Here is a 10,597-nt window from a genome sequence, read left to right on the forward strand (position 1 = left end):
GGGGATCAGCGGTCCGTGGCCGGGGCGGTCGCGTGGGCCTTCTCCGCGCTGCGGCCCGTGCTGTCGGACCGTTCCGTCTCCAGGCGTTTGCGGGCCCGGTAGGCGGCCACGTTGGCGCGGGTCGCGCAGCGGTCCGAGCAGTAGCGGCGGGAGCGGTTGGTCGAGGTGTCGAGGTAGGCGTTACGGCACGGCGCCGCCTGGCACAGGCCGAGCCGGTCCACCCCGTACTCCGTCAGATGGAACGCCAGGCCCATCGCGGCGATCGCGGCGAAGCCCGCCGTCGCGTTCGACGAGTGCTCCGCCAGGTGCATGTGCCAGCGCGGGTGCCCCTCGTCGTCGAGGAAGTCGTGGCCCGAGATCTGCGGGCTGACCGGGAACTCCAGCAGCAGCGAGTTCAGCAGGTCGACGGCGTGCGTCGCCTCGTCCCCGTCGGCCGCCGCGAAGATCGCCCGTAGCCGCCCGCGTACGGAACGGAAGCGGGTGACGTCCGCGTCGGTGGCCCGGCGTGACGCCTGCGTGGACTCACCGAAGAGCGCCCGGACGGCTTCGACCGAGGTCAGGGTGTCCGTACCGCGGGCCGGCTCCTCGGTGTTGACCAGGCGTACGGCGTAGTCCGAGTAAGAGGCCAGTTCCACTTGTAGTCCTTACGGCAGCGGTCTATGGTCGGCGTAATAGCTGGTCTTGCCTACAGGGTATTACGGTGCGGAGGTTTCCGATGGTGGACACGGGCACGGGCGCGGGCATGGAAGCGGAGACGGTGACTGCTGTGGACGCGGGGCGGCGGGCCGACTGGCGGGCCTGGCAGGACAGCTGGGACCGCCAGCAGGAGTGGTACATGCCCGACCGCGAGGAGCGCTTCCGGGTGATGCTCGACATGGTCGAGGCCCTGGTGGGACGCGAACCCCGGGTGCTGGACCTCGCGTGCGGCACGGGCAGCATCACCGACCGGCTGTTCCAGCGGTTCCCGGGCGCGACCAGCACCGGCGTCGACCTCGACCCCGCGCTGCTCGCCATCGCGGGCGGCTACTTCGCCGGGGACAGCCGGCTGACGCTGGTGCGGGCCGACCTCAAGGACCCGGACTGGACGGCGAAGCTGCCGTACGACTCGTACGACGCCGTCCTCACCGCCACCGCCCTGCACTGGCTGCACAGCGGACCGCTGGCCGTGCTGTACGGGCAGCTCGCCGGCCTCGTCAGGCCCGGCGGCGTCTTCATGAACGCCGACCACATGACGGACCCGGCCACGCCGCGTATCAACGAGGCCGAACGCGTCCACCGGCACCGGGAGATGGACCGCGCCAAGGCCGAGGGCGCCCTCGACTGGGCCGACTGGTGGGACCTGGCCGCCAAGGACCCGGTGCTCGCGGGCCCGACCGCCGAGCGGTTCGCGATCTACGGCGAGCACGCCGACGGGGACACCCCCTCCGCCGAGTGGCACGCGACGACGCTCATCGGCGCCGGCTTCGGCGAGGCGCGCGCGGTCTGGTCCTCGCCGTCGGACTCGCTGATGCTCGCCCTGAAGTGAGCGAGGGAGGGTGTGACGGACCAACCGGTCCGTCACACCCTCCCTCGTGGCGTCTACAGCACCTTCGACAGGAACGACTTCGTCCGCTCGTGCTGCGGATTGGTCAGGACGTCGCGCGGATGGCCCGACTCCACGACCACCCCGTCGTCCATGAACACCAGCGCGTCACCGACCTCGCGGGCGAAGCCCATCTCGTGCGTCACGACGATCATCGTCATGCCGGACTCGGCGAGATCACGCATCACGTCCAGGACGTCGCCCACCAGCTCCGGGTCGAGCGCCGACGTCGGCTCGTCGAAGAGCATCAGCTTCGGCTCCATCGCCAGCGCGCGGGCGATCGCGACCCGCTGCTGCTGGCCGCCGGAGAGCTGGGACGGATAGCCGTTCGCCTTGTCGGCGAGCCCCACCCGGTCCAGCAGCTTCTCGGCCCGCGCACGGGCGACGGCCTTCGGCTCACGGCGCACCTGCATAGGTGCCTCCATGATGTTCTCGATGGCCGTCATGTGCGGGAAGAGGTTGAAGCGCTGGAAGACCATGCCGATGTCCCGGCGCTTCAGGGCGACTTCGGAGTCGCGCAGCTCGTACAGCTTGTCGCCCTTCTGGCGATAGCCGACCAGCTCGCCGTCGACGTACAGCCGCCCGGCGCTGACCTGCTCCAGATGGTTGATGCAGCGCAGGAAGGTCGACTTGCCCGAGCCGGAGGGCCCGATCAGGCAGAAGACCTCACGGGGCGCGACCTCCAGGTCGATGCCCTTGAGCACGTGCGCGGCGCCGAACGACTTGTGTACGGCCTCGGCCTTCACCATCGCGCCACTGCCGTGCGTCGTCTTCGCGGTGGCGGTCATGCGGCGCCTCCCTTCGGGCGGCCCAGTGAGAACAGATTGGCCCTGACGCGCTGCAGCGGCGTCTGCGGCAGGGTGCGCAGCGAGCCGCGCGCGTAGTGCCGCTCCAGGTAGTACTGGCCGACGCTCAGCACCGAGGTCATGAGCAGATACCAGGCGGCGGCGAGGAACAGCATCTCGACCGGGGCGCCGGACGTCTGCCCGATGTCCTGCGCGTATCTCAGCAACTCGTAGAACTGCACGGTCGCCACCAGCGACGTCGTCTTCAGCATGTTGATGACTTCGTTGCCGGTCGGCGGCACGATCACCCGCATCGCCTGCGGGATCACGACGCGGCGCAGCGTCTTGGCATGGCTCATGCCCAGCGCGTGCGACGCCTCCGTCTGACCCTCGTCCACCGAGAGCAGACCGGCGCGGCAGATCTCCGCCATGTACGCGGCCTCGTTGAGGCCGAGGCCGAGCAGCGCCGTCAGGAACGGCGTCATGAAACTGGCCCAGTAGTCCTTGTAGATCGGACCGAGGTTGATGTACTCGAAGACCAGGCCCAGGTTGAACCAGACCATGAGCTGCACGAGGACCGGCGTACCGCGGAAGAACCAGATGTACGACCAGGCGATGGACGACATCACCGGGTTCTTCGACAGCCGCATGACCGCCAGGACGATGCCGCCGACCACGCCGATGGCCATCGACAGGACCGTGAGGAGCATCGTCTGGCCGACGCCCGTGAGGATGCGGTCGTCGAAGAAGTAGTCAGGTACGGCGCCCCAGTTGATCTTTCCCTGGGAGAACGCGTAGATGATCGTCCCGAGCAGCGCGAGGGCGACGACCGCGCTCACGTACCGCCCGTAGTGCCGGACCGGGATGGCCTTGATGGCCTCCGGTCCGGCGGGTCCGGCCGACCCCGCGCGTCCCGGTGGTGGCGCGTCGGAGGGGCCGTCCGACTTCGTTATGTCAACAGACACGGGTGCTGCCTTTCGGAGGCGGGCGCGGATCAGGTGCCGGCGTTGATCGTGGCTTCCTTGACCGCGCCGGCGTCGACGCCCCACTTCGCGATGATCTTGTCGTACTCGCCGTTCTTGATGATCGCGTCGAGCGCGGCCTGGAGCGCCTTGCTCAGCTCGTCGTTGCCCTTGGCGACCGCGATGCCGTACGGGGCGGCCTCGATCTGCTCGCCGACGAGCTGGAAGTCGTTGCCGCCGCCCGAGGTCTTCACCGCGTACGCCGCGACCGGGAAGTCCGACGAACCGGCGTCGGCGCCACCGGCGCGCAGCCGCGTCTGGGCCTGCTGGTCGTTGTCGAACGCCTGGACGCCGATGGCCTTCTTGCCGCCGTCCGTACACTTCGTCGACTCGGCCTTGGCCAGGTCGTGCGAGACGGTGCCGCGCTGGACGACGATCTTCTTGCCGCACAGGTCCGACCAGGCGGCGATGCCCTTGTCGTCGCCCTTCTTGGTGTAGATCGAGACACCGGCGGTGAAGTAGTCGACGAAGTCGACACCCTCGCCGACCTTCTTGCCCGTCTCGGAGTCCACACCCTCCTGACGGTCCTTGGTGTCGGTCATGGCCGACATGGCTATGTCGTAGCGCTTGGAGCGCAGACCCGTGAGCAGCGTGTCGAAGGTGCCGTTCTCGAACTCGAACGTCACACCGAGCTGCTTGCCGAGCGCGGCGGCGATGTCGGGGTCGATACCGACGGTCTTGCCGGCGTCGTCCTTGAACTCGACCGGCGGGTACGCGATGTCGGAGCCCACCTTGATGACGCCCTTGTCCGCGATCGCCTTCGGCAGCTGGTCGGCCAGGGGCGCGCTCTTGGTGCTCGCGGGGGAGTCCTTCTTCCCGCTGTCGGTCTGGTCGCCGCAGGCGGTCAGCAGCAGCGCGCCGGCGACCGCGATCGCGCCGACCGCGGCGATCCGGGACTTCCCGGCGGTGGTACGACTGGTGAAGCTGGCGGTCATGATTTGGATCCTCCGGCGGACGAGGGAATTACCACGCGGTGGGCACGCGCCATCGAGTGTCGCGACCGTGTGCGATTGATTAGGGCATCTTGCCATTCGGACTGGTCCGATCAGTGGGCTCGTCATGTCAAAATCGGATAACGGGTGACCCCCGCGTCCCGGCCGGCCGGCACACCACAACCGGACCATCTGCCGGTGAACCTTCATCCCGCCGGACGATCTTCGGTCCGTCCCGCCTTCGCGAGTGGTTTCGTGTCGTGCCGCGGAAGTGTCCTGAAACTCCGCTATGAGTCATGTCACCGCTTGTAGATGGAGTCGTGGACGTCACGCCGACGAGGCCCGTCCGGTATGAAGGACAGCTACACCCCTCATCCGGGGCTCAGGGCGCGTGTGCGGCGCGCCCGGCGCGTACGTACCTCCTCCTGTTCGGCGCTCCAACCGCCGATAACAGGACACGTACGCGGTGCCCGCCCACCCCTCCGTAACCCAGGAGTGGACACCCTCAACCGATGAAGAGACCTAAGGGGTCAAGAACATGGCAGCGGAGATCGTGAATCCTCGCAGCGAGAGCGACATCGAGAGCGACACCGACGAGCCCTTCGATCCGGCGTTCGCGCTGCATCGCGGCGGGAAGATGGCCATCCAGGCCACCGTGCCCGTCCGGGACAAGGACGACCTGTCCCTCGCCTACACACCCGGTGTCGCCAAGGTGTGCACGGCGATCGCCGAGAACCCGGAACTGGTCCACGACTACACCTGGAAGTCGCAGGTCGTCGCCGTCGTGACGGACGGGACCGCGGTCCTCGGCCTCGGCGACATCGGACCGGAGGCCTCGCTCCCCGTGATGGAGGGCAAGGCGATCCTGTTCAAGCAGTTCGGCGGCGTCGACGCGGTGCCGCTGGCGCTCGCCACGACCGACACCGACGAGATCATCGACACCGTCGTGCGGCTCGCGCCGTCCTTCGGCGGGGTCAATCTGGAGGACATCTCGGCGCCCCGCTGCTTCGAGATCGAGCGCAGGCTCCAGGAACGGCTCGACATCCCCGTCTTCCACGACGACCAGCACGGCACGGCCGTCGTGACGCTCGCCGCCCTGCGCAACGCCGCGCGGCTCACCGGGCGCACGCTCGGCGATCTGCGCGCCGTCATCTCCGGGGCGGGGGCGGCGGGGGTCGCCATCGCGAAGTTCCTGCTGGCGGCCGGGATCGGCGATGTGTCGGTCGCGGACCGCAAGGGCATCGTCAGCCCCGACCGCGACGACCTGACGGACGTCAAGCGCGAACTGGCGGAGATCACCAACCGCGCGGGCCTCTCCGGCTCGCTGGAGGCCGCGCTCGCCGGCGCGGACGTCTTCATCGGCGTCTCCGGCGGTACGGTCCCGGAGCCGGCGATCGCCTCGATGGCACCGGAGGCGTTCGTCTTCGCCATGGCCAACCCGAACCCGGAGGTCCACCCGGACATCGCGCACCAGTACGCGTCGGTGGTGGCGACGGGGCGCAGCGACTACCCGAACCAGATCAACAACGTGCTGGCGTTCCCGGGGATCTTCGCGGGCGCGCTTCAGGTGCGGGCCTCCCGCATCACGGAGGGCATGAAGATCGCGGCGGCGAACGCGCTGGCGGACGTGGTCGGTGACGAGGTGTCGGCCGACTACGTGATCCCGTCCCCGTTCGACGAGCGGGTGGCCCCGGCGGTCACGGCGGCGGTCGCCGAGGCGGCCCGGGCGGAGGGTGTGGCGCGGCGCTGAGCCGTCACGATGTGTGCGGGGCTCGCCGGCCTCGGGGGAACCGGCGAGCCCCGCACGCCCGGCCGTTGACGCGGTGAGGCGTGCGCCGGGCCTCTGGCGGACCGCCTACTGGCCGGGACCGGGATTCTTCGCGTTCGACTGGCCGGACGCCTGTCCGCCGCTGGGGCGGGTGGCCGAACTCCGCGCGTAGTCCGCGGGGGTCGTCGGAGGCAGGAAGGTGAGGGCCGTGTTCGCCGTCCGCTGCTGCCCGCCGGCTTGCCGAGTGGTGGAGGACGGGTTCGTGATGGCGCTCCACTGCTCCGCTGTGGGCTGCCTGATCCCGGCTTGCGCGGCGGCTTCTATCCTCGCGTATGTCGCGAACAGTTCGTTCTGGGCCTTGTCCCTGGCGTCATCGAGTGACTGAGAGTCCTGAGGGGCCATCGCGTGGTGCTCCGATCGATCGCGAATGCTCTGATCTGCCGCACCCCGCGAGTCATGACGAGAAGCATGTCCGGCCGACTGCCCCGCGGAGTCCGTTGACCGTTGCTACGGAATCGGCGGGGAGACGGTTCAATTCGATCCGGTATGTGCCCGGCGCCCAACTCCCGTGCGTGGAAGACTCCTTCGGTGCCCACCTGGATAACCCCGCGCCGTCTCGGCGCCACCGCAGTGCTGTACTCCGTCTTCGTCGGCGGCTGGTTTCTCGGCCAGCCGCTGCCGTACGTCGGCTGTGACATCCCCGAACCGCCGGCGAACGTGGCCGAGGGCCCGGACCGGATCGCGGAGCCCGGCGAGCTGTACGACGGGTTCACGTGGACGGCCAGTCAGGTCGTCACCACCAAGGTGGTCGACACCTCCGTGATCGTGGGCTGCGACTGGGAGCCCCGGCCCCGGCTGCTGGCCTGGGTGATCGGCGACTGGCGCTGAGGCGCATCCCGGAACCGGCTAGCCGGGTTCTCCGAACAGGGCGCGCTCCACCGCCCCGTACGTCCCCCCGTGGTCCGCGAGCACGTCGGAGACCACGCCCGGCCGGGCCGTCAGCGCCAGCAGGATGTGGCCGTCGCTGATTTCCTTGTCGCCCCGGCCCAGCGCGACCCGCAGCGACTGCTCCAGCGTCTTCTTCGCGGCGGGCGTGAACTTCCTGTGCGACGTCCAGCCCCGCTTCGCCGTCCCGCCCGCCCCCATCGCGCCCTCGCCGTGCGTCTGTTCGACCTTCGAGACGATCCGCTCGACGTCGATCCCGATCTCGGCGAGTGCGGCGGTGTCGGCCTGCGTCATGCCGCCCCGCCGGCGCGCGTCGGCCAGCCCCGCCTCCACCGAGGCGCGCCGGTCCAGGATGCCGAGCGAGGCGAAGGCGAACGCCGATCGCGTCCCCTGCGAGTCGAGCAGCGCGAGCAGCATGTGCTCGTCGGTGATCCGTGGCGACGCCGTGCGTTCGGCCTCGGTGACGGCGCCCGTCACCACGGCGCGCGCGCCCTTCGTGAAGCGTTCGAACATCACTGCCTCCCGTACTTCTTGTGTACCGCCTGCCTGCTGACACCGAGCTGGGCCGCGATCTCCTGCCACGACCAGCCCTGGTTGCGGGCGCTGCGTACCTGGACGGCTTCGAGCTGTTCGAGCAGCCGCCGCAGCGCGGCGACCGCTCGCAGCCCGACGCGGGGGTCGCGGTCGCCCGCCCGTTCGGCGAGGTCCGTTGCATCGGTCATGGATGTCAATCTACGTTGACAAGTCGGTCGCGTCAACCAGAATTGACACTCAGCCGCGCAACAGCCGCCCCAGGCGCCGCAGTACGGAGCGGCGGCGGGCGGCGGGCCGACGGCGCGGAGGCTCGTACGAGGAGGCCCCGCCCAGGTCGCGGCCCGCCGGATCGTCCGGCGACGGCAGCGGCAACTGGCGCTCCGCGGCCGCCTGGATCTCGTAGTGCGCCTCGTGCGCGGTCACCCGGAACGCCTCGTCGTAACTGGCCATCGCGGCGGTGATCGCCGAGCCCGCGCTGCCCCGGCGCCGCACGAGGAGCGCGAGCCGGCCGAAGAAGCCCATGACGACCGCGAGGCAGCCGACGATCACCAGCAACGGGATGAGTGTGTCCACCGTCGCCCCCTCAGCCGGTCAGCACGATCTTGCCGAACAGATCGCCCGCCGCGATCCGCTCGAAGCCCTCGCGCGCCCGGTCCAGCGGCAGGACGGTGTCGATGACCGGGCGGATGCCCGTCGCCGTACAGAAGGCAAGCAGGTCCTCCAGTTCGTCCTTCGTGCCCATCGTCGAGCCGACGATCCTCAGCTCCAGGAAGAAGACCCGGGTCAGCTCCGCGTGCGAGGGCCGGTCGCCGCTGGTGGCGCCGGAGATCACCAGCGTGCCGCCGGGGCGCAGGGACTTGATCGAGTGCGACCACGTCGCGGCGCCGACCGTCTCGATGACGGCGTCCACGCGGTGCGGCAGCCGCGCGCCGGGCTCGAACGCGTCGGTGGCGCCCAGTTCGACGGCGCGCCCGCGCTTCGCCTCGTCGCGGCTCGTGGCGTACACCCGTAGCCCCGCGGCCTTGCCGAGGACGATCGCCGCGGTCGCGACACCGCCGCCCGCGCCCTGGACGAGGACCGAATCCCCTGGCCGTACACCGGCGTTGGTGAACAGCATCCGGTACGCGGTCAGCCAGGCGGTCGGCAGACAGGTGGCTTCCTCGAAGCTCAGCCCCGCGGGCTTGGGCAGCAGATTCCAGGTGGGGACGGAGACCCGCTCGGCGAAGGTGCCCTGGTAGACCTCGGTGAGCAGCGAGCGGGGTTCACGGGGACCGACGCCGTGGCCGGTCTGTCCGATGACGGAGTGGATGACCACCTCGTTGCCGTCCTCGTCGATCCCGGCGGCGTCGCAGCCGAGGATCATGGGCAACCGGTCCTCCGAGAACCCGACCCCGCGCAGGGTCCAGAGGTCGTGGTGGTTGAGCGAGGCGGCCTTGACGGTCACGGTCGACCAGCCGGGGCGCGGCTCGGGAGCCGGGCGTTCGCCCAACTCAAGTCCGGTGAGGGGCTGGTCGGGGTCGATGCGGGCTGCGTAGGCGGCGAACATGCCCCGACCCTAGATCGGGGGCGGGACCCGTGGAACCACACCGGCGTGTGAGTCGGGTCCCGCCCCCGTCCGGTCTCAGTCCCTGCGGTACTGCGCGGGCGACGACTTCGTCGCCGGGTCCTCGTACGCGCCCGCCGTGCCCCGGTCCACATGGAACGTGGTCAGGGTGGAGACGGGCGAGGCCGGGTCGCGGCGGTCCTCGATGACCCGCATATGCGTGCTGAACCGTTCCGGCGTGACCTCGTACACGTCGTAGCCGTACCGATTGCCCTCGAAGTACTGGAGGTGCGGGTTGCCCGCGCCCATCAGCGGCCCGTTCGTGGCGTTCCACTGCGCGTCGTACGCGCTGGAAGACACCGAGTGCGCCGTGAACTCCGTACCGATGACCGGCGAATCGGTGTTGTCGTAGTCCGGCCGGATGTCGTCGACGAACGCGGAGTGCCAGTCACCCGTGAGGACCACGAGGTCTTCGAGGCCGCTGTTGTGCACGTGCCCCAGCACCTCCTCGCGCTCGCCGAGGAAGCCGTCCCACTGGTCGGTGAACATGAAGCCGCCGCCGGGACGGCCGCGCAGCTGGCTGAGCATGATCGAGTTCGCCCACACGTGCCAGCTGTCCGGCGCGCGGTCGACGGTCTTCTTCAGCCAGGCCTTCTGGCCGGCGCCCAGGATGGTGCCGTCGGGCAGGTTCTGCGCGGAGCGGTACTGGCGCAGGTCGAGCACGGCCAGCTCCAGCAGGTCGCCCCAGCGGCGCACCCGGTGGATGTCGATGTCCGGCAGGACCGAGTCGCCGGCGCCGCGGTGCGGCAGGTGCTCGTACCACGCCTGGTACGCGGCGGCCCGGCGCTGCATGAACGGGGCGCCGCCGCCCGTACCGCTGTAGTCGTTCGCGACCTCGTGGTCGTCCCAGGTCAGGAACCACGGGTGTGCGGCATGTGCGGCGCGCAGCGACGGGTCGCCCTTGTAGAGGGCGTGGCGCTTGCGGTAGTCGTGCAGCGTGTAGATTGCCGGGCCGTTGTGGTCCCGGATGTCGCTGCCCTCGGGGCCGTGCTCGTATATGTAGTCGCCGAGGTGGATGACGAAGTCCAGGTCCTCGCGGGCGAGGGCGGCCAGCGCGGCGTAGTGGCCCTGCGGGTAGTTCTGGCAGTTGGCCGTCCCGAAACGGGCGCGCCGGACATGGCCGGTGGGGGCGGTACGGGTGCGGCCCACGCGGCTGGTCCTGCCGAGCGCGGTGAACGCGTAGTAGTACGTGCGGCCGGGGCGCAGACCGCCCACCGGCACGTGCACGCTGTGCGCGAGGGTCGCGGACGCGGGAACGGTGCCGCGCGCCACGACACGGCGCAGCGCGCGGTCCTCGGCGACGACCCACCGCACGTCGACGACCTCGGCGAGCGGCTGCTCGCCCGGCTCGGCGAACGGCTCCGGCGCCAGCCGCGTCCAGAGCACGACGCCGGTGGGCTGCGGGTCGCCGGAGCCGACGCCGAGC

At 70.2% G+C, this 10,597-nt stretch carries 12 protein-coding genes; 3 read left to right on the forward strand and 9 right to left on the reverse strand.

All coding sequences use genetic code 11. The features are described from left to right. Nucleotides 1-5 precede the first annotated feature (5 nt). Nucleotides 6-635, reverse strand: coding sequence for a CGNR zinc finger domain-containing protein (locus BHU15_RS33005; protein WP_023538727.1), 630 nt, complete (start codon nt 633-635; stop codon nt 6-8). A gap of 107 nt (nt 636-742) precedes the next feature. On the opposite strand from BHU15_RS33005, the gene BHU15_RS33010 reads away from it, so the two are divergent. After that, complete coding sequence (locus BHU15_RS33010) at nt 743-1,525, forward strand: class I SAM-dependent methyltransferase (protein ID WP_069630506.1); 783 nt, start codon at nt 743-745, stop codon at nt 1,523-1,525. A 53-nt stretch (nt 1,526-1,578) separates the two neighbouring features. Here BHU15_RS33010 and BHU15_RS33015 read toward each other — a convergent pair whose 3' ends face one another. Genes BHU15_RS33015 through BHU15_RS33025 form a run of 3 tightly spaced genes read right to left on the reverse strand, consistent with a single transcriptional unit; the run spans nt 1,579 to nt 4,324 of the window. Beyond that, a complete protein-coding gene (locus BHU15_RS33015; protein WP_167756163.1) occupies nt 1,579-2,331 on the reverse strand; it encodes an amino acid ABC transporter ATP-binding protein in 753 nt (250 codons plus the stop codon). Between the two features lie 35 nt (nt 2,332-2,366). Further along, on the reverse strand, nt 2,367-3,332 hold the full coding sequence (locus BHU15_RS33020; protein WP_031229581.1) for an amino acid ABC transporter permease: 966 nt from the start codon (nt 3,330-3,332) through the stop codon (nt 2,367-2,369). Between the two features lie 29 nt (nt 3,333-3,361). Further along, nucleotides 3,362-4,324, reverse strand: coding sequence for an ABC transporter substrate-binding protein (locus BHU15_RS33025; protein WP_023538723.1), 963 nt, complete (start codon nt 4,322-4,324; stop codon nt 3,362-3,364). 535 nt (nt 4,325-4,859) lie between these two features. Here BHU15_RS33025 and BHU15_RS33030 point away from each other — a divergent pair. Together BHU15_RS33030 and BHU15_RS33040 are read left to right on the forward strand one after the other, a co-directional pair. Further along, on the forward strand, nt 4,860-6,071 hold the full coding sequence (locus tag BHU15_RS33030; RefSeq protein ID WP_069630499.1) for an NAD(P)-dependent malic enzyme: 1,212 nt from the start codon (nt 4,860-4,862) through the stop codon (nt 6,069-6,071). A 606-nt stretch (nt 6,072-6,677) separates the two neighbouring features. Further along, nucleotides 6,678-6,977: a hypothetical protein gene (locus BHU15_RS33040; RefSeq protein WP_107422977.1), complete on the forward strand. Its 300-nt coding sequence runs from the start codon at nt 6,678-6,680 to the stop codon at nt 6,975-6,977. 18 nt (nt 6,978-6,995) lie between these two features. Here the strand turns inward: BHU15_RS33040 and BHU15_RS33045 are convergent, their stop codons facing one another. The 5 genes from BHU15_RS33045 to BHU15_RS33065 all read right to left on the reverse strand — a co-directional run. Beyond that, nucleotides 6,996-7,547 (reverse strand): Clp protease N-terminal domain-containing protein, encoded by a 552-nt coding sequence (locus BHU15_RS33045; RefSeq protein ID WP_069630501.1) that lies wholly within the window; start codon nt 7,545-7,547, stop codon nt 6,996-6,998. Then, nucleotides 7,547-7,756, reverse strand: coding sequence for a helix-turn-helix domain-containing protein (locus BHU15_RS33050; RefSeq protein ID WP_069630502.1), 210 nt, complete (start codon nt 7,754-7,756; stop codon nt 7,547-7,549). The genes BHU15_RS33045 and BHU15_RS33050 overlap by 1 nt, the downstream gene beginning before the upstream one ends. Before the next feature lie 49 nt (nt 7,757-7,805). Then, nucleotides 7,806-8,141, reverse strand: coding sequence for a hypothetical protein (locus tag BHU15_RS39500; RefSeq protein ID WP_069630503.1), 336 nt, complete (start codon nt 8,139-8,141; stop codon nt 7,806-7,808). 10 nt (nt 8,142-8,151) lie between these two features. Beyond that, a complete protein-coding gene (locus BHU15_RS33060; protein WP_069630504.1) occupies nt 8,152-9,114 on the reverse strand; it encodes a zinc-binding dehydrogenase in 963 nt (320 codons plus the stop codon). A gap of 75 nt (nt 9,115-9,189) precedes the next feature. Then, nucleotides 9,190-10,597 (reverse strand): alkaline phosphatase D family protein (locus BHU15_RS33065; RefSeq protein ID WP_069630505.1); only part of this gene is annotated, 1,408 nt, incomplete at its 5' end.

The sequence above is a fragment of the Streptomyces niveus genome, assembly GCF_001723055.1.
Classification (GTDB): domain Bacteria; phylum Actinomycetota; class Actinomycetes; order Streptomycetales; family Streptomycetaceae; genus Streptomyces; species Streptomyces niveus.